At 70.2% G+C, this 17,908-nt stretch carries 18 protein-coding genes; 8 read left to right on the top strand and 10 right to left on the bottom strand.

Annotated elements, in window-relative coordinates; translation table 11 throughout:
* Positions 1 to 280: 280 nt before the first annotated feature.
* Both ACBY01_RS13720 and ACBY01_RS13725 read right to left on the bottom strand, forming a co-directional pair.
* Positions 281 to 646, bottom strand: a complete 366-nt coding sequence (locus ACBY01_RS13720; protein ID WP_416461470.1) for a DUF3088 domain-containing protein — start codon at positions 644 to 646, stop codon at positions 281 to 283.
* On the bottom strand, positions 639 to 2,153 hold the full coding sequence (locus ACBY01_RS13725) for a replicative DNA helicase (protein ID WP_416461471.1): 1,515 nt from the start codon (positions 2,151 to 2,153) through the stop codon (positions 639 to 641). The genes ACBY01_RS13720 and ACBY01_RS13725 overlap by 8 nt, the downstream gene beginning before the upstream one ends.
* A gap of 122 nt (positions 2,154 to 2,275) precedes the next feature.
* On the opposite strand from ACBY01_RS13725, the gene ACBY01_RS13730 reads away from it, so the two are divergent.
* The 3 genes from ACBY01_RS13730 to ACBY01_RS13740 are packed head-to-tail and all read left to right on the top strand — an operon-like array spanning position 2,276 to position 3,879.
* The gene (locus ACBY01_RS13730) at positions 2,276 to 2,758 is read left to right on the top strand and encodes a UPF0262 family protein (protein WP_416461472.1); all 483 of its coding nucleotides are present in this window, start codon (positions 2,276 to 2,278) and stop codon (positions 2,756 to 2,758) included.
* Positions 2,759 to 2,767: 9 nt separating this feature from the next.
* Complete coding sequence (locus tag ACBY01_RS13735; RefSeq protein WP_416461473.1) at positions 2,768 to 3,442, top strand: glycoside hydrolase family 25 protein; 675 nt, start codon at positions 2,768 to 2,770, stop codon at positions 3,440 to 3,442.
* Entirely contained in the window at positions 3,439 to 3,879 is a 441-nt protein-coding gene (locus ACBY01_RS13740; protein ID WP_416461474.1) for a cytidine deaminase, read from the top strand. The genes ACBY01_RS13735 and ACBY01_RS13740 overlap by 4 nt, the downstream gene beginning before the upstream one ends.
* A gap of 160 nt (positions 3,880 to 4,039) precedes the next feature.
* On the opposite strand, the gene ACBY01_RS13745 is transcribed toward ACBY01_RS13740, so the two are convergent.
* The 5 genes from ACBY01_RS13745 to ACBY01_RS13765 all read right to left on the bottom strand — a co-directional run bounded on the left by ACBY01_RS13745 (position 4,040) and on the right by ACBY01_RS13765 (position 9,064).
* Positions 4,040 to 5,494 (bottom strand): ATP-binding protein, encoded by a 1,455-nt coding sequence (locus ACBY01_RS13745; RefSeq protein WP_416461475.1) that lies wholly within the window; start codon positions 5,492 to 5,494, stop codon positions 4,040 to 4,042.
* A gap of 225 nt (positions 5,495 to 5,719) precedes the next feature.
* Positions 5,720 to 6,595: a class A beta-lactamase gene (gene bla, locus ACBY01_RS13750; protein WP_416461476.1), complete on the bottom strand. Its 876-nt coding sequence runs from the start codon at positions 6,593 to 6,595 to the stop codon at positions 5,720 to 5,722.
* The gene (locus ACBY01_RS13755) at positions 6,595 to 6,924 is read right to left on the bottom strand and encodes a 2Fe-2S iron-sulfur cluster-binding protein (RefSeq protein WP_416461477.1); all 330 of its coding nucleotides are present in this window, start codon (positions 6,922 to 6,924) and stop codon (positions 6,595 to 6,597) included. The genes bla and ACBY01_RS13755 overlap by 1 nt, the downstream gene beginning before the upstream one ends.
* The gene (locus ACBY01_RS13760) at positions 6,921 to 8,012 is read right to left on the bottom strand and encodes a cysteine desulfurase family protein (RefSeq protein WP_416461479.1); all 1,092 of its coding nucleotides are present in this window, start codon (positions 8,010 to 8,012) and stop codon (positions 6,921 to 6,923) included. Before ACBY01_RS13760 ends, ACBY01_RS13755 begins: the two co-directional genes overlap by 4 nt.
* A complete protein-coding gene (locus ACBY01_RS13765) occupies positions 8,009 to 9,064 on the bottom strand; it encodes a cysteine desulfurase family protein (RefSeq protein WP_416461480.1) in 1,056 nt (351 codons plus the stop codon). Before ACBY01_RS13765 ends, ACBY01_RS13760 begins: the two co-directional genes overlap by 4 nt.
* A gap of 94 nt (positions 9,065 to 9,158) precedes the next feature.
* Between ACBY01_RS13765 and ACBY01_RS13770 the strand changes: the two genes are divergently transcribed.
* The gene (locus ACBY01_RS13770) at positions 9,159 to 9,815 is read left to right on the top strand and encodes an alpha/beta hydrolase (protein ID WP_416461481.1); all 657 of its coding nucleotides are present in this window, start codon (positions 9,159 to 9,161) and stop codon (positions 9,813 to 9,815) included.
* Positions 9,816 to 9,903: 88 nt separating this feature from the next.
* Positions 9,904 to 10,680, top strand: a complete 777-nt coding sequence (locus ACBY01_RS13775; protein WP_416461482.1) for a hypothetical protein — start codon at positions 9,904 to 9,906, stop codon at positions 10,678 to 10,680.
* 27 nt (positions 10,681 to 10,707) lie between these two features.
* Here the strand turns inward: ACBY01_RS13775 and ACBY01_RS13780 are convergent, their stop codons facing one another.
* Positions 10,708 to 11,238 (bottom strand): hypothetical protein, encoded by a 531-nt coding sequence (locus ACBY01_RS13780; RefSeq protein WP_416461483.1) that lies wholly within the window; start codon positions 11,236 to 11,238, stop codon positions 10,708 to 10,710.
* 70 nt (positions 11,239 to 11,308) lie between these two features.
* Positions 11,309 to 12,406, bottom strand: coding sequence for a TonB family protein (locus tag ACBY01_RS13785; RefSeq protein ID WP_416461484.1), 1,098 nt, complete (start codon positions 12,404 to 12,406; stop codon positions 11,309 to 11,311).
* Positions 12,407 to 12,728: 322 nt separating this feature from the next.
* Between ACBY01_RS13785 and ACBY01_RS13790 the strand changes: the two genes are divergently transcribed.
* The 3 genes from ACBY01_RS13790 (at position 12,729) to ACBY01_RS13800 (ending at position 16,107) form a co-directional block, all read left to right on the top strand.
* Complete coding sequence (locus tag ACBY01_RS13790) at positions 12,729 to 13,067, top strand: P-II family nitrogen regulator (RefSeq protein ID WP_129340651.1); 339 nt, start codon at positions 12,729 to 12,731, stop codon at positions 13,065 to 13,067.
* Positions 13,068 to 13,171: 104 nt separating this feature from the next.
* Complete coding sequence (gene glnA / locus ACBY01_RS13795) at positions 13,172 to 14,584, top strand: type I glutamate--ammonia ligase (protein ID WP_416461485.1); 1,413 nt, start codon at positions 13,172 to 13,174, stop codon at positions 14,582 to 14,584.
* A 104-nt stretch (positions 14,585 to 14,688) separates the two neighbouring features.
* Positions 14,689 to 16,107 (top strand): aldehyde dehydrogenase family protein, encoded by a 1,419-nt coding sequence (locus ACBY01_RS13800; RefSeq protein WP_416461486.1) that lies wholly within the window; start codon positions 14,689 to 14,691, stop codon positions 16,105 to 16,107.
* On the opposite strand, the gene ACBY01_RS13805 is transcribed toward ACBY01_RS13800, so the two are convergent.
* The gene (locus ACBY01_RS13805) at positions 16,104 to 17,879 is read right to left on the bottom strand and encodes an SLC13 family permease (protein ID WP_416461487.1); all 1,776 of its coding nucleotides are present in this window, start codon (positions 17,877 to 17,879) and stop codon (positions 16,104 to 16,106) included. The genes ACBY01_RS13800 and ACBY01_RS13805 overlap by 4 nt on opposite strands.
* Positions 17,880 to 17,908: the final 29 nt, after the last annotated feature.

Below are 17,908 nucleotides of genomic sequence, written 5' to 3' on the forward strand. Positions count from 1 at the left end.
CACCCGATCCCCGCCGCGTCGCCACTCCCGCCGCCGCAACCACCATTCACGCCACCGCTTCACCAAAAAACCGGTTATGCAAATGTCCCGCCTTCGCTGGGATACTTCGGGGGATCGTTGCGGAGGCTCCGCCACGCCGTGCCCCAGGCGGGACACTCGTCAGAGAGGTTCCCATTTCCGACGACACCGCACCTGGACCCCGGCCTTCGCCGGGGTACGCTTGGGGCTCGGGATGGCGGCAGACTGGGACGTGCGGCCCGCCGCTCGCTACTCTACCCCCTTACGGATGGCGCCGCGGCATCTCATGCCGCACGGCCAGCGCCTCCAGGATCGCGTCGCGCGTGTCGGCGAAGCGCAGGCCGTTCGCCTCCCCGGTCGCCAGATCCGCCGCCGCATCGTCGCCAAGGATCAGCAAGGGAAGCGACTGGTGCGCCTCCCCCACCAGCGACACCACGCGCTCCCGCGGGCGCGCCCAGACGACGTGCTCGACGTCGATCCGCTCGCGTAGCTGGGGGTACGCGGCCAGCACCCCCTCGATCACGATGCAATCGAAGCAGAAAAAATGCGCGTCGGGGTAATCCGGATCGGTGCTCGCCGGGTCGATCAGGATCAGCCGGTCGCGCGTGCCCTGCCCCGGCTCACTCATTGTCGAAGCCGCCATAGCCTTCGCCGACATAGTCGCTGAAGCGGGTGATCGTCGGCTCGAACTTCATCGTCACCTTGCCGGTGGCACCGTGGCGCTGCTTGGCGATGATCAGCTCGGCCAAGCCATAGACGCGCTCCATGTCGACCGCCCATTTGGCGTGATCCTCGAACACGCGCGCGTCGTCGCCATCACGCGGGCGCTTTGGCTCCTTGGCGGCGACATAATAGTCCTCGCGATACACGAACCATACCATGTCGGCGTCCTGCTCGATCGAGCCGGATTCGCGAAGATCGGAGAGCTGCGGGCGCTTGTCCTCGCGCTGCTCGACCGCGCGGCTGAGCTGCGACAGCGCGATCACCGGCACGCCGATGTCCTTGGCGAGCGTCTTCAGCCCGCGGCTGATCTCCGAGATTTCGTTGACGCGATTGTCGGAGCGGCCGCTGCCCTGGAGCAGCTGGAGATAGTCGACCACCACCAGCCCGAGCTGGTCGTCCAGACGCCGGTGGAGACGGCGGACGCGCGTGTGCAGGCCGCTGATCGAGAGGCCGGCGGTGTCGTCGATGTAGAGCGGCAGCGATTCGAGGTCGGCGGCGGCATCGGCGAGCTTCACGAACTCCGCCTTGCTGATCTTGCCCATGCGCAGCGCTTCGGAGCTGATGCCCGACTGCTCGGCGAGCACGCGCGTCGCCAGCTGGTCGGCCGACATTTCCAGGCTGAAGAAGGCGACCTTGGCGCCGACCGACTTGCCCTTCTCCACGCCCGCGCGCTGGTCGTCCATGAAGCGGCGCGCGGCGTTGAAGGCGATGTTGGTCGCAAGCGAGGTCTTGCCCATGCCGGGACGCCCGGCGAGAATGATCAAGTCGGAATGGTGCAGACCACCGATCCGCGAGTTGACGCTGTCGAGGCCGGTCGTCACGCCCGACAGCCCGCCGCCCGAGTTGAGCGCGCGGTCGGCCATCTGCACCGCCATCGTCGTCGCCTGCGCGAAGCTCTTGACCGTGTTGGCGGTCGTGCCCTCCGCCGCGACGCGGAACAGCGCCTCTTCCGCCTGCTCGATCTGCTTGCGCGGGTCGATCGTCTGGCTGGTGTCGAGCGCATTCTCGACCAGCGTGGTGCCCACGGTGATCAGCGCGCGCAACTGGGCGAGGTCGTAGATCTGCTCGGCAAACTGCTTGGCGCCGAGCAGGCCGGCGCCGCTGCCGGTCAACTGGGCGAGATAGCCCGGCCCGCCCAGCTCGCGCATGCCGGCGTCGTCCTCGAACAGCGGGCGCAGCGTCACCGGGTTGGCGAGCATGTTCTGCCGGCGCACGTCGCGGATCCGCTCGAAGATGCGCGCGTGGACCGGCTCGAAGAAATGATCGGGTTCGAGTCGCTCGACGATGTCGTCCGCCAGCCGGTTGTCGATCATCATCGCGCCCAGCAGCGCCGCTTCCGCCTCGACGTTCTGGGGAAGGCGCGCAGCCGGGGACGGAGCGGGCGTGCCGCCGATTTGTGCAAGGGTTGCCATGCCCGCTTTTCCCAGACGCGGGCGCTTTGCTCAAGCGAGCTGCGGCGAAACGTCTGTGGACAGGCGCGTTTCGCCAGCTTGGGCGTTGCCTTGCCACGCCAAACGGCTAAGCGCTGGCCGTCATGGCCGATCCGCGGATCATCGACGTCTCGCTCGACGAGCGCACCATCCTCTGGCGCAGTTCCGACGTCGAGCAGGAACGGCGGATCGCGATCTACGACCTGCTGGAGGGCAACCGCTTCGCGCCGCAGCGCGTGCATGCCGACGGCTATGCCGGGCCGTATCGCGTGCGGCTGCGTGTCGACGACGGGCGGCTGGCGATCGACATCCGGCGCGCCGACGACAGCCCGCTCGAGACGCTGGTGCTCGGCCTCGCCAAGTTCCGCCGGCCGATCCGCGACTATTTCGCGATCTGCGACAGCTATTACCAGGCGATCCGCCAGGCGACGCCGCAGCAGATCGAGACGATCGACATGGCCCGGCGTGGCCTCCACAACGACGCGGCCGAGCTGCTGATCGAGCGGCTTCAAGGCAAGATCGACATCGATTTCGACACCGCGCGCCGGCTTTTCACGCTCATCTGCGTGCTGCACATCAGGGGTTAACGGGTAGCGATGCGGGTTGTTAGGGCGATGCTGGTCATCGCGGCGGCGTCGAGTCTCGCCGGCGCGGCTGCCTGGAACTATGCGGTCGGATGGCACCCGTCGACCGGCGAATACCCCATCCAGGGCATCGACGTGTCGCAGGAGACCGGTCCCGTCGACTGGCTGACCGCGCGCGCCCGCGGCGTCGACTTCGCCTATGTCCGCGCGATCCGCGACGGCACCCGCCGCGACCGGCGGTTCCAGTCGAACTGGGCCGCGCTCGGCGAGGCGGGGATGCGGCGCGGCGTGCTCCACCAGTTCTCGCTATGCCGCCCGGCCGAGTCGCAGGCCGACGCCTTCGTCACCTTCGTGCCCCGCGCGATCGACGCGCTGCCGGCGGTGCTGGAGCTTGATCTCGACGCGGGTTGCGCGGCGCGACCCGATCGGGCGGCGGTGCTCGCCGCGATCCGCAGCTTCCTGGCGGTGGTGGAGCACCACACCGGATCGCCGATGCTGCTCAAGATCTCCGAGCCGTTCGAACAGGCCTATCCGGTGAGCGGCGCGATCGCCCGGCCGCTCTGGGCCAGCCAGGACTTCTTCGCCCCCCTCTATCTGGCACGTCCCTGGCGGATGTGGCAGGCGAGCACCATCCGGCGGATCGACGGCGTCGACCGCCCCGTCCATTGGGATGTCGTCGCACCATGACCGAACCCGAAGCCCTCATCGCGGCCGCGCGCGCCGCGGCTCGCAACGCCCACGCCCCCTATTCGCGTTTCGCCGTCGGCGCGGCGCTGCGCATGACCGACGGCAGCATCGTCACCGGCGCGAATTTTGAGAATGCGAGCTACGGCCTGTCGCTGTGCGCCGAAACGGTGGCGATCGCGACCGCCAGTGCGCAGGGGCGGCTGGGCGAGGTCGCCGAGGTGGCGGTGATCGGCGGCATGCTGGTCGAGGGCGTCCCCACGGGCGACGCGCCGATCCGCCCGTGCGGGCGCTGCCGGCAGGTGCTCAACGAGGCGGCGCAGATCGGCCGGCGCGATTTGACGGTCTATTGCGCCGGCGCCGAGGGGGACGCGTTCGAGGAGCACCGGCTGTCGGAGTTGCTGCCGCATGCGTTCGGCCCCGCGGACTTAGGGCTGTAAAGCGTCTCGTCATCCTGACGGGTGTTGTGGGGTACGAGTGCCGTTCAAGGTATCGCGTGCCCCGGCGAAGGCCGGGGCCCAGTTGCGGTGGTCTACCCGCATCGCACCTCACCGCCGCCTTCCCAACTGGGCCCCGGCCTTCGCCGGGGCACGCAAGCTGTCAGGCCGCCACCTCCGACGCCTCGGTGATCCACCCCAAGTGCGGCAGCGTGATCGAGCGCCGCCCGGACAGGTCGGTGCGGCACACGAACAGCTCGCGGCTTTCGATATAGGCGACCAGCCGCTTCACCCGCCCCATCGAGCTGGTGCCATAGGTGCGCGCGATCTCCTCGTCGCTCGGGCACGGCTCACCCGCACGCGCGGCGCGGGCGATCAGCAGGAACGGCCCGAGCATGTCGTCGGGCAGCGAGGCGGCGAGTTGAAGCGCGTCGCCCCATTCGGCTTCCGGCGATTCAAAGATGCCGGCGCGCGCGCACGACAGCCGGCGGGTGAAGGCCGGCAGGTCGAGCGGCGGCCGCGACAGCCCAGCCATGCGGCAGCGCACGCCGAAATCCTGGTAAAGCATCGCCGCAGGACGCTGCGCCGCGTCCTCGTCGGAGAGGATCGCGCGCAGCACGTCGGCGACGATCGTGTCGGTCTCTTCCTCCGAACGCTCCGGCAGCGCCGGGGTGGCGACCGGGCCGGCGGGGCGCTCGATCGCCGCCATCACCTCTTCGGGCGGCGGCGTCGGGCGCGGCGGCATGGCGAGCGGCAGCATTTCCTCGACCGGGGCTAGGAGCAGATCCTTGATGTCGGCGACCTGGCCGGAGGGCAGCGGCGTCAGCTTGGGGCTGCCGCTGCGCGCCGAGGTCTCGACCGCGCCGATCCGCACCGCCACCGGCCGGCGCGACACCGCAGGGCCCAGCGCCAGGAAGGTGCCGCGCTGCAGGTCGCGGATCTGCTCGGCCTGGCGCCGCTCCATGCCGAGCAGATCGGCGGCTCGCGCCATGTCGATGTCGAGAAAGGTGCGCCCCATCAGGAAGTTCGACGCCTCGGCCGCGACGTTCTTGGCGAGCTTTGCCAGGCGTTGAGTCGCAATCACGCCGGCCAGGCCGCGCTTGCGCCCGCGGCACATCAGGTTCGTCATCGCCGACAGCGACGCGCGGCGGACTTCCTCGGCCACCTCCCCGCCGGTGGTGGGGGCGAACAGCTGCGCCTCGTCCACCACGACGAGCGCGGGATACCAATGCTCGCGCGGCGCATCGAACAGCGCCGACAGAAAGGCGGCGGCGCAGCGCATCTGCCCCTCGGCCTCCAGCCCTTCCAGGCTGAGGACGACGGAGGCGCGATGCTCGCGTGCACGGGCGGCGAACTTCGCGACCTCGCGCTCGCTGTGGTCGACCGCATCGATGACGATGTGGCCATAGGCGGCGGACAGGGTGACGAAGTCCCCTTCCGGGTCGATCACCACCTGCTGGACGTGGCGCGCGCTGCGTTCGAGCAGGCGGCGCAGCAGGTGCGACTTGCCCGAGCCCGAATTGCCCTGAACCAGCAGGCGGGTGGCGAGAAGTTCTTCGAGATCGATCGGAACCGGCTTGCCGGCCGGATCGGTTCCCATGTCGACGGCAACGGTCATGCCAGCGCGTTTGGACGATGGCGGGGGGCTGCGGCAAGGGGGAAGCGTGGGTTTTCGCGGGCGACCCAATCCCCTGCCGGCCTCTCCCGATCCGTTCGCCTCGAGTAGCCGTCGAGCTTGTCGAGACGGCGTATCGAGAGGTCGGCGTGTGGGGCTCTCTCGATACGGGCTCTCGACAAGCTCGATCCCTACTCGAGACGAACGGGGGGAAAAGAGGCAAGGACCTCAGGCGAACAGCTGTCCCACCAGCGCCCCCACCGAGGCGATCGCCGCATCCGCCTTCTCCGGCGCGATTCCCGGCGCATCGAGGTAGCAGGCGATCAGGATCGGCTTGCGGTTCGGCGGCCAGACGACGGCGATGTCGTTCGCCTGCCCCTCGCCGCTGGTGCCGGTCTTGTCGCCGACTCGCCAGCCCTTGGGGAGCCCCGCGCGCAGCCGCTTGTCGCCGGTGCGGCTGCCGACCATCCATGCCGCCAGCCGGTCGCGCGACGCCGGCTCCAGCACGTCGCCGGTGAACAGCGCCTCAAGGAGCGTCGTCATCGCCATCGGCGTGGTCGTGTCGCGCAGCTCGCCGGGCTGGTACTCATTGAGCTCGGGCTCGACCCGATCCAGGCGGGTGATGCCGTCGCCGGCCGAACGCACGAAGCGGGTGAAGCCGGACGGCCCGCCCAGCTGCGGCAGCAGCAGGTTCGCGGCGGCGTTGTCGCTCCACTCGACCGCCGCCGCGCACAGCTCGGCAAGCGTCATCTGACCCCGTGGGAGGTTCTTGCGCACCACCGGTGCGTAGTCGAGCAGGTCCCCCTGGCTGAAGCGGATCGGTCGCTGGAGGTCGAGCTCCCCGCGATCGGCCCGCGCCAGGATCGCCGCGGCAAGCGGAACCTTGAAGGTCGAGCACAGCGGATAGCGCGACAGCGCGTCGCGCCACAGCCGGCGGCCGGTGCCGGTATCATACACCGACACGCCCAGCCGCCCGCCGGTCGTCGCGGCGATCGCCGCCAGCGGATCGGCCGGTGCAGCGAAGGCGGCAGTGCCCAGCGCCTCCAGCCAGGTCGGCAACAGCACCGCGGCCGCTGCCCCGGCGACGAACTCGCGCCGGCGCATCAGCCGCGCCGCGCGTCGGCGTGCGCGCCGGGGATGTGGACGGTCAGGCCGTCGAGCCCGTCGGCGAGCGTGATCTGACAGGCGAGCCGGCTGGTGCGGGTAGCACCGGGGGCGAAATCGAGCATGTCTTCCTCTTCGTCGGAGGGGGGCGGCAGGCGGTCGGCGAACTCGGCCGCGACGATGACATGGCAGGTCGAACAGGCCATCTGCCCGTCGCACGTGCCCTCCAGCGGCTGGCCATAGGCCTGCGCCAGATCGAGCAGGCGGTCGCCGGCGGCGCCCCGCGCGTCCTCGACCACGCCGTCGACGCCGATGAAGCGGACGATCATGCCGCCACCTGCTGCGCGCGCGCCGCCGTTTCGATCCGGGTGATGGCGTCCACCAGTTCCTCCTGCGTCGTCGTGCGGCCAAAGCCAATGCGGATGCTGCCCCTCGCCTCTGCGTCCGAAAGGCCGATCGCGGTGAGCACATGGCTGGGCCGGCCCGAGCCGCTGGCACAGGCGGAGCCCGCCGAAAAGGCGATGTCGCGCAGGTCGCTCATCAACCGCGCCACATCGAGCCCTTTGCGCCGCAGGTTGAGGTTGCCGCGGTAGCGATGCTCGGCCGAGCCGTTGACGATCCAGCCCGGTCCCAACGCTGCAAGCGCGGCGTGCGCGAGCCTTGCGACATGGCCCGCATCTGCGTCCATCCGCTCGCCCGCGAGCTTAGCGGCGGCGCCGAAACCGGCACACAGCGCCGGCGACAGCGTGCCCGAGCGGCCCGGCGCCTCCTGCCCGCCGCCGTGAAGCAGCGGCGCGAGCGCGACGCCGTCGCGGATCCACAGCGCACCGATCCCCTTCGGCCCGTGGATCTTGTGCGCGGAGACGGCGACCAGGTCGCAGCCGTCGGGCACCGGCATCCGGCCATAGCCCTGCACCGCATCGCACAGGAAGCGCGCGCCGGCGGCATGGGCGAGCGCCGCGAGTTCGGCGATCGGCTGGGTCACGCCGATCTCATTGTTGACCAGCATCGCCGCCACCAGACCGGTGCCCGGCCGGATCGCCCGCGCCGCCGTGTCGAGGTTCACGAGGCCATCCTCGCCGACCGGCAAGACGGTGACTTCGCGGCCCTTGCGCATCTCCGCGGCCACCGTGTCGAGCACGGCTGCGTGCTCGGTGGCGAGGGTGACGAGCGGCCCCGCACTGCCTTGGATCGCCCAGTTGAGCGCCTCGGTCGCGCCGGAGGTGAACGCAAGCCTGCCGTCCTTCGGCAGCAACTTCGCCACCTGATCGCGCGCCACCTCGACCGCGGCGCGGGCGGCGCGCCCCTCGCGATGCGGCGAGTGCGGGTTGGCGTGCTGGCGTTCGAGCCAGGGCAGCATCGCCGCCAGCGCCTCGGGCGCGAGCGGGGTCGTCGCCTGATAGTCGAGATAGGTCATGCCGCGCGGCTCCGCGCCTCGCGCGCGATGGCAGCCCAGGCATTGACGAAGCGGCGGACGTCCTCGGCACGCGTGGTCCAGCCGAAGCTCACCCGCACCACCTCCCGCGCCGCCTGCGCGTCCCAACCCATCGCGCCAAGAACATGGCTGGGCTTGAGGCTGCCCGACGAACAGGCGCTGCCTGCCGACACGGCGATGCCGCCGCCGTCGAAGCGGATCAGCTGCGCCGCCGCGGCCACCCCCGGCATGCGATAGGCGGCGATGGTGGAAATCCGCGGTGCAGTCCCGGCGACCACCGCCCCGCCCTCGGCGAGCACCGCCGCGTCGAGCAGCGCGCGCCATTCCGCCGCTTCGGCGAGCCAGTCGCGGGGCGCCTCCAGAGCGGCCGCGAACCCCAGGACGCCCGGCAGGTTCTCCGTGCCGCCGCGATAGCCCTGTTCCTGCCCGCCGCTCGGTTCGAGCACGCCGAGGTCGCGCACCAGCAGCGCACCGACGCCCGGCGGACCGCCTAGCTTGTGCGCCGACACCGCGATCAGGTCCGCGTCGGGAAGCGGCAGCTTGCCCGCGGATTGCGCGCAGTCGGCGAACAGCAGATCGCCGCACGCGCGAATCTCTGCCGCGAGCGTGTCGAGGGGCTGGAGCACCCCCGTCTCCGAATTGACCGCCTGGATCGCGAACAGCGTCCGCGCGTCGCCCGAGTCGGGCAGCACCACCTGCCCCGCGGCATCCACCGCCAGCCGCGCCGCGTCGCCCGCGGCGCGCAGCACCGCATCATGCTCCGTCGGCGCCACGGCGACGCGCACGCCCTTCGCGCGGCGGAGCGCCAGCGCGATCGCCTCGCTCGCCCCGCTGGTGAGGATCACCTCGTGCCGCCAGCCGAGCGCCCCAGCGATGCGCGCGCGCGCATCCTCCAGCGCGCGGCGGGCGGCGCGGCCTTCGGCATGGGGCGACGACGGATTGGCCCAGCGCGCCATGCCGTCCGCCACGGCGGCGATCGCCTCGGGCCGCATCGGCGTGGTCGCGGCATGGTCGAGATAGAGTCGGTCGGCCAAGAATCGTTCCGATTGCGCGGGAAAGCTCCCCGCCTATATAGCGCGCAGCTTGCTGCGCCCAACCGCGCGCCCCATTTCTCTCGGCAGGAAGCCCATGCCCGAAGTCATCTTTCCCGGCCCGGAAGGGCGCCTCGAAGGTCGTTTCGCCCCAGCCCCGCGCCCGCGCGCACCCGTGGCGATGATCCTCCATCCGCATCCCAACGCCAGCGGCACGATGAACAACCGCATCGTGCAGGAGCTCTACAAGACCTTCCAGCGCCGCGGCTTCGCGACGCTGCGCTTCAACTTCCGCGGCGTCGGCAAGAGCCAAGGGACGTTCGACAACGGCGTCGGCGAGCTGTCGGATGCGGCCTCCGCGCTCGATTGGGTGCAGAGCTTCCACCCGGAAGCGTCGACCACCTGGGTTGCCGGCTTCGGCTTCGGCGCGTGGATCGGCATGCAGCTGCTGATGCGCCGTCCGGAAATCCGCGGCTTCATCTCGATCGCGCCGCCGGCGAACATGTTCGACTTCACCTTCCTCGCGCCCTGCCCGTCGTCGGGCATCATCATCCAGGGCGAGGCGGACGAAGTGGTGACGCCGCTCGCGACCCAGAAGCTCGTCGACAAGCTGCGCACCCAGAAGCACATCACCATCCACCACGACGTCATCCCGGGCGCGAACCACTTCTTCGCCGACGAGATGCCGGAGCTGATGGGCAGCGTCGACCGCTACCTAGACATGCGGCTCGACCCCAACTCGCCGATCCGGTGAGGCGAAATCGCCCGGAGGAGTGCGCTCCTCCGGGCAGCTTCTTCAACATGATTGCCGCCCCCGCGGGCGCGGTGTAGGCGCGCCGTCGATGCGTGCGGCGCCCGTTCCTTCCTCGTCGTACCGCGCTTCGGGTCGGCCGCGCACGGTCGCGCTGGCGCTGGCGATCGGCATCAACCTGCTGATCCTGGTGATGCTGCTGACGCTGGCGCCCCGGCTGGTGGCCCCGCCGCCCAAGACCGAACCGCCGGTCTTCACGACCACCCCCGATCCGCCAGAGACCCGCGCCGCCGGCGATCCGCAGGCGGCCAAGACCGGCGGCGGGGCGACCGCACGCAGCCGCCCCAAGGACACGCTGACCGCGCCGCCGCCGCCGCCCAGCGCCCCGCCGGCGCCGGAACCGGCCCCCAACATGCTGGTGCTGAGCAGCGAGGATTTCGCCGCGTCCGATATCGGCGCGATCCGGTCGAGCCGCGGCGAGGAGGTCGCCGACAGCGGCGCGGCCAGCCAGGGCGGCAACGCCGCCGACAGCGGATCGGCCTATGGACCCGGCGACGGGCCGGGCGGCGAGCGGCTGTACAACGCCGAATGGTATCGCCGGCCGACCGACACCGAGCTCGGCGCCTATCTGCCGCCGCAGGGTGCCCCGGCCGGCGCCTGGGCGATCATCGCCTGCCGTACCATCCCCGACAATCGCGTCGAGGACTGCCGCGAGCTGGCGGATTCGCCGCGCGGGTCGCGCCTCGCCGGGGCGATCCGGCAGGCGGCGTGGCAGTTCCGCGTTCGCCCGCCGCGCGTCGGCGGCAAGCCGATGGTCGGCGCCTGGGTCCGTATCCGCATCGACTTCACCGAGAAACCCGGCCGCTGAGGCCACCGATACGACGCGCTGCGCGGATCAGGGCACCGAAATCGGCTCCGACCGCCCCGCCGCCAGCTGCCGCATCAGGGCCGACGCGAGCTTCGGCGCGATCGTCGCCGGGCCGTCGGCGGCGGCGCCCTCGACCTGGACGGTGGTGGCGCGCCCGCTCCAGACCGGCGTGGCGGCGCCGCGCAGCCGGATTTCGACGGCGAGGTCGGTGGCGACCAGCCCCCGGATTTGGTTCTTGCCCGACGGCAGCGGCACGAAGACCTGTCCCAGCGCCGCCATCGCCGGCAGCCCCCTCGCGTCGGCGGGCACGATACCGCGCGGCGTGCGCGTCACCGTCACCCGCGCGATGTAGCGGCTGTGGCTACGCAGCGGCAGCGGCGTGAAGCGCACGTCCGACAACGCCCGCGTGACCGCATCGCCGAACAGCCGCTCCGACGCCGGCGCGTCGTCGGCGATCTCCACCGCGATCGTTCCCGGCGTCACCGGGGCAGGCACCGCGGCCGAAGCCTGGGAAAGCAGCGCCCACGCCAGGAACGCCGCCGCTGGAATACCCGTCATCTTCTATCCTCCGGAACGCGCCGCCTTCGTGCCACGCCAGGCACGGCAAGAACAGCGATGCCGGAGTCGTTCAGGCACCCGGCTCCTCCGGCGGAAGGCCGCCATAGCCCATCTTGAACTGCACATGCTCGACGCAGCCCGTCCGCCCCGTGTTCGACGCCTGCTTGCGCGCGCTGCGTAGGACCTGCAGCGCGTGGTCGCCGAAGTCGGCGCTCGGCTCGCTGGCCAGCACGCGCAGGTTGCCGAGCTCGCCCCAGGGCGCCACGTCGAACATCACCGTCGCCCAGCCCTCGATCGAGCGACGTTGGTACGCCTTGGGATAGCGCAACACGGGCGCGGTGGCCCAGCCGCCGTCGTGCGGACAGCTGCCGTCCGGCGGGCGCTGCGCCGACGCCTCGGGAACGGCCGGCGCGGCGAGCGCGACGGGGCCGCGGGCGAAGGGGGAGCCGCAGCCGGTCCGTGCGCCGCCGGTGAACCGCGACGCCCGCATCGCCTTCACCGCAGCCGCATCCAGCGCGGCGTTGCCGGTGCTGTGGGTGGTGCGGACGCGTATCGGACGGCCGCTTGCGTTCAGATCATAGGCTACCATCGACCAGTCCTTAGCTCCGGGCGCGGCGGGGATGCGGTCGTAATCCGGATAGCGCATCGCCAGCGGTCGAGGTCGCGGCTCGATCCGGCACGACGTCTCCGGGGCGATCCGCGCCCACCCCTCCGGCGGCAGTTTTCCGGACAAGGGCGTCAGCGAGTAGGAGATCAGGTCCCCCACCGGCGAGTCCGCCGGCAAGGTGAGGCGCGGCGCATAGGCGATGGTGCAGTCGGCGCGCGGCGCGCCTGCGGCGAACCGGCTGGCGGCAAGCGACGGCGCCACATCCTCGCTGCCGGGCGCGACGCCGGCGCTATGGCGACGGATCGACAAGGGCCGACCGCTTTCGTCGATGCGGAAGCGGTAGCGTAGCCGCGCAATCTCCTGGTCGCGACTACCCCACTGCAGCGCGGTCAGCGGCCGCAGCATCGCCGCCGCCTTCACCGACGTGCCTTCGCAGCGCACCTCCTCCGGCATCCACGTCAGCAAGTGCCGAACGGGGGCCGCGCCCAGTTCCGTGGGCGTCTGCATCTCTGCCAGTGGAAAAGGCACGGCGGCGGCAGCGAGCAGCAAGAGCGTCTTCATTCGAACATTCTGCTTACCGTTTGTTTCGCGCGCAAGTCTTGCGTCGAAGGGAGATTTTCTTGGAGAGTTCTGGCGTCCATTTTTGCATGTAGGAACATCTTGCACGAAATTCGGCTACAGGCGCTCCACTGCAACCGGCACGGCATCGCCAACAGCTGCCTAAAATACGGGCACCGCCTCCCGATTTGCCGAAAAGCCGGGCAGGATCGACACGCGCGGCCGGATCGCCGATGCTGGTTCGCGTGAGTCGTGCCCTGGCACGGTTCTTGATTGGCAGCGCGCGTGCGCGAGGGCCGCTTCGGCCGGGGGGAAGACGCAAGGCATGAAGAAGATCGAGGCCATCATCAAGCCGTTCAAGCTGGATGAGGTGAAGGAGGCGCTGCACGAAGTCGGGGTGAGCGGCATCACCGTGACCGAGGCGAAGGGCTTCGGCCGCCAGAAGGGCCACACCGAACTTTATCGCGGCGCGGAATATGTCGTCGACTTCCTGCCGAAGGTGAAGCTGGAGGTGGTGGTCGAGGACGGCCTCGCCGAACGCGTGGTCGAGGCGATCGCCGGCGCCGCGCAGACCGGCCGCATCGGTGACGGCAAGATCTTCGTCATCCCGGTCGAGACGGCGCTGCGCATCCGGACCGGCGAGCGCAACGAAGACGCGATCTGATCCGCACCATTTGACGCATTGCAGCAAGGGCTTCGCCGCGGCTAATCGCAACATGGTTGCGCGATTCGCGGCTCGGTTGTTTTTTCCAGAAAGGGTTTAGTTCGATGGCCAACACCGCCAGCACGATCCTCAAGAAGATCAAGGACGAGGAGATCGAGTGGGTCGACCTGCGCTTCACCGATCCCAAGGGCAAGTGGCAGCACCTGTCGATGGTCGCGAGCCTGCTCGGTGAGGAAGAGCTGACCGACGGCCTGATGTTCGACGGCTCGTCGATCGAGGGCTGGAAGGCGATCAACGAGTCCGACATGGTGCTCAAGCCGGACCTCGACGCCGCCTATGTCGATCCGTTCTCGGCGACGCCGATGCTGATTCTGTTCTGCGACGTGGTCGAGCCGTCGACCGGCGAACTCTATGCCCGCGACCCGCGCTCGACCGCGAAGCGCGCCGAGGCGTACCTCAAGACCACCGGAATCGGCGACACGGTGTACGTCGGCCCCGAGGCCGAGTTCTTCATGTTCGACGACGTCCGGTTCGAGAACAGCTACTCGACCAGCTACTACAAGCTCGACGACATCGAGCTGCCGCACAACAGCGGCCGCGAATATGAGTCGGGCAACATGGGCCACCGCCCGCGCGCCAAGGGCGGCTATTTCCCGGTCGCGCCGGTCGACAGCGCCGTCGACATCCGCGGCGAGATGGTCTCGACCATGCTCGAGATGGGCCTGCCCTGCGACAAGCACCACCACGAGGTGGCGGCCGCGCAGCACGAGCTTGGCCTGACCTTCGGCACGCTCACCCAGACCGCCGACCGCATGCAGATCTACAAGTACGTCGTGCACCAGGTGGCGCACGCCTACGGCAAGACCGCGACCTTCATGCCCAAGCCGATCAAGGAAGATAACGGCTCGGGCATGCACACCCACTTCTCGATCTGGAACGAGGGCAATCCCCTGTTCGCGGGCGAGGGCTATGCGGGCCTGTCGGACACCTGCCTCTATTTCATCGGCGGCGTCATCAAGCATGCCAAGGCGCTCAACGCCTTCACCAACCCGTCGACCAACAGCTACAAGCGTCTGGTGCCGGGCTATGAGGCGCCGGTGCTGCTCGCCTATTCGGCGCGCAACCGCTCGGCGTCGTGCCGCATCCCGTACGGCACCGGCCCCAAGTCGAAGCGCGTCGAAGTCCGCTTCCCCGACGCGATGGCCAACCCCTATCTCGCCTATGCGGCGCTGATGATGGCGGGCCTCGACGGCATCCAGAACAAGATCCATCCGGGCGAGGCGATGGACAAGAACCTGTACGACCTGCCGCCGGCAGAGCTCGCCCAGGTTCCGACCGTCTGCGGCTCGCTGCGCGAGGCGCTCGACAGCCTGGAAGCCGACCACGACTTCCTGCTGAAGGGCGACGTGTTCTCGGCGGACCAGATCGAGGCCTATGTCGAGATCAAGCGCGGTGAAGTCGCCCGCTGGGAAATGACGCCGAGCCCGGTCGAGTTCGACATGTACTACTCGGCCTGATCGACACGCTCGATCGGCAAAGGAGGGGCGTCCGGAGCGATCCGGGCGCCCTTCGTGCGTTCAGGGCGGTTGCGCGCACCGGGGCCGAGGCCGAAAGGGCAGCTATGCGCAACGCTCACTATATCGACGGCCGCTGGGTCGAGAGCCTGGGGCGCCGGAGGGCAGACATCCTCGATCCGGCGACGGGCACTCCTTGCGGTCAGCTGACGCTCGGCACCGCCGCCGACGTGGACCGCGCGGTCGCGGGGGCGCGGCAGGCGTTCGAAGCCTTTTCGCGCACCCGCGTCGCCGACCGCGTGGCGCTGCTCGAAGCGATCCTGGCGGGCTACACCGCGCGCGTTGACGCGTTCGCCGACGCGCTGTGTCGCGAGGTCGGCTGCCCGATCGACATGGCACGGGACGCGCAGGCGGTGGCAGGAGTCGACCACCTGCGCGCCACCATCGCCGCGCTTGAAGGCTTCGTGTGGGAGGAGCGCGTCGGCACCCACGCGATCGTGCGCGAGCCGATCGGCGTCGCCGCGCTGATCACCCCGTGGAACTGGCCGCTGAACCAGATTGTCGCCAAGGTTGCGCCCGCGCTCGCCGCCGGCTGCACGATGGTGCTCAAGCCGTCGGAAGAAGCGCCGGGATGCGCGGCGCTGTTCGCCGAGGTGCTGGCCGAGGCCGGCGTTCCGGCCGGCGTGTTCAACCTGGTGCAGGGCGACGGCACCACCGTCGGTGCGGCGCTTGCCGCCCACCCCCAAGTGGACGTGGTGAGTTTCACCGGCTCGACGCGCGCGGGCATCGCCGTGGCGCAGGCGGCGGCACCGACCGTCAAGCGCGTGCACCAGGAACTCGGCGGCAAGGCACCAGCGCTGGTGCTGGCCAGCGCCGACCTCGCCGCGGCGGTGCGCGCGACGGTGGGCAGCGTGATGTTCAATTCGGGGCAAAGCTGCCTTGCCCCCACCCGCCTGCTGGTGCCCGAGGAGCGCTATGCCGAGGCGGTGGCGATCGCCCGCGAAGCGGTCGCCGCGACCGCAGTGGGCGACCCGAAGCGTCCCGGCGGCCACATCGGCCCGCTCGTCAACCGCCGCCAGTGGGAGCACGTCCAGCGGCTGATCGCCGGCGCGATCGACGCGGGCGCGACGCTGGAGGCGGGCGGGCTCGGCCATCCGGCGGGGTTGGAGCGCGGCTTCTTCGTCCGGCCGACGCTGTTCTCGAACGTCACCCCGGACATGACGATCGCCCGCGAGGAGATCTTCGGCCCGGTCGTGACGCTGATCGCCTTCGCCGACGAGGAAGACGCGATCCGCATTGCCAATGCCACCGACTACGGCCTCTCGGCGGTGGTGTTCGGCGCCCCGGAGGACGTGCGCCGCGTGGTGCCGCGGCTGCGCGCGGGCATGGTCTACGTCAACGGCGGCGTGCCCGATCCGACGATGCCGTTCGGCGGCACCAAGCGCTCCGGCAACGGTCGCGAATACGGCGCGCACGGCATCGCCGAATATCTGGAGGTGAAGTCGGTGCTCGGCGCCTACGCCTAGTGCACCGGCCACACCCATAGAATGAGCGGCGTGCCGAGCAGCAGCACGAGCAGCGAGAGCGGCGCGCCCAATCGGGCATAGTCGCCGAAGCGATAGCCGCCCGGCCCCATCACCAGCGTGTTGCACTGGTGCCCGATCGGCGTGAGGAAGTCGCAGCCTGCGCCCACCGCGGTCGCCATCAGGAACGCCTCCGGCCGATAGCCGAGGTCGTTGGCGAAAGTGGCGGCGATCGGCGCCATCACCAGCACCGTCGCCGCGTTGTTGAGGAACGGCGTCACCGCCATCGCCGCGACCAGGATCAGCGCCACCGCGCCCCAGGGCGGCAGCGAGGCGGCGGTGTGCGACAGCCACACGCCGATGATGTCGCTCATCCCCGTGGTGCGCAGCGTGTCGCTGACCGGGATCAGCGCGCCGAGCATCACCAGGATCGGCCACTCGATATGGCTATAGGCTTCGCGCACCGGCAATGCCCCGCTGAGGATCACCAGCGCCGCGGCGGCGAAGAAGGCCACCGCCACCGGCACCAGCCCGGTCGCCGTCGCGGCCATCGCCGCCGCCAGGATACCGAGCGGAAGCAGTCCCTTGGGCGCGCTCCCCAGCCGCAGCGAACGTTCGGCGAGCGGCAGGCAGCCGAGCGTCCGCAGCCGCTCGGGCAGCAGGCTCAGCGGCCCCTGCAGCACGATGACGTCGCCGGGGCACAGCACGGTGTTGGCGAGGCGGCGGGTCAGCCGCTCGCCGCGCCGCGAGATCGCGATGAGGTTCACGCCGTAGCGCGCCTGCAGCAGCATCTGTCCGGCGGTCTGGCCGACCAGCACCGAATCGGTGCCGACCACCGCCTCGATCACGCCCACGTCGTCGCGTTCGCTGCCGGCCGGGCGGGCGCGGTCCTGCCCCTCCAGTTCCAGCGCGTCGCCGGCGATCACCTGTTCGAGCGTGTCGGGTGCACCGCCCAGGATCAGCACGTCGCCGGAGCGCAGCTCCAGCTCGGGCCAGGGCATGCTGCGGATCCCGGCACGCAGCACCTGGGTGACCGCGACGTCGTGACCATGGCGCGCGACGAAGGCGGCGATCGTCTCTCCCGCCGCTTCCGACCGCTCCGCCACCCGCGCCTCGGTGATGTAGTGCTGGATGTCGAGCGCCTCGCCCATCGTCGGCGTCGCCCGGCGGTCCTGCGGCAGCAGGCGATAGCCGAAGCGCAGGAACAGCAGCCCCATCAGCGTGAGGCCCAGGCCGACCGGCAGATAGTCGAACATGCGGAACGGCGTGCCCGTCATCTCCTCCCGCACGCGGCTGACGATGATGTTGGGCGAGGTGCCGACCAGCGTCATCAATCCGCCGAGCAGCGAGGCGAAGGACATCGGCATCAGCAGCGCCGAGGGCGAGCCCTTCGACTTCTTCGCCATCTGGAACGCGGCGGGCATCAGCATCGCCAGTGCGCCGATGTTCTTGACCAGCGCGGAGGCGAACCCAACCGAGCCGCACAGCACCATCAGCTGCGACGGCAGCCGGGTGACGTGTTTCTGCACCAGCCGAAGCAGCCGCTCGATCACGCCCGATCGCTGGACCGCGCCGCTGATCACCAGCGCCGAGGCGACGATCACGACGAGATCGTCGGAGAAGCCGGTGAACGCGTCCGCGGGCTTCACGAGCCCGAGCGCGACGGCCGCGAGCAGCGCGATCACCGCGGTCACGTCGTAGCGGAACTTCCCCCAGATGAAGAGCAGCATCATGCCCGTCAGGACGCAGACGGACAGGATTTGCGGCGTGGTCATGCGAACGCGGTTCCCCCGGGACCTTTGAT

This window comes from Sphingomonas mangrovi (assembly GCF_047975845.1).
Classification (GTDB): Bacteria; Pseudomonadota; Alphaproteobacteria; order Sphingomonadales; family Sphingomonadaceae; genus Sphingomonas.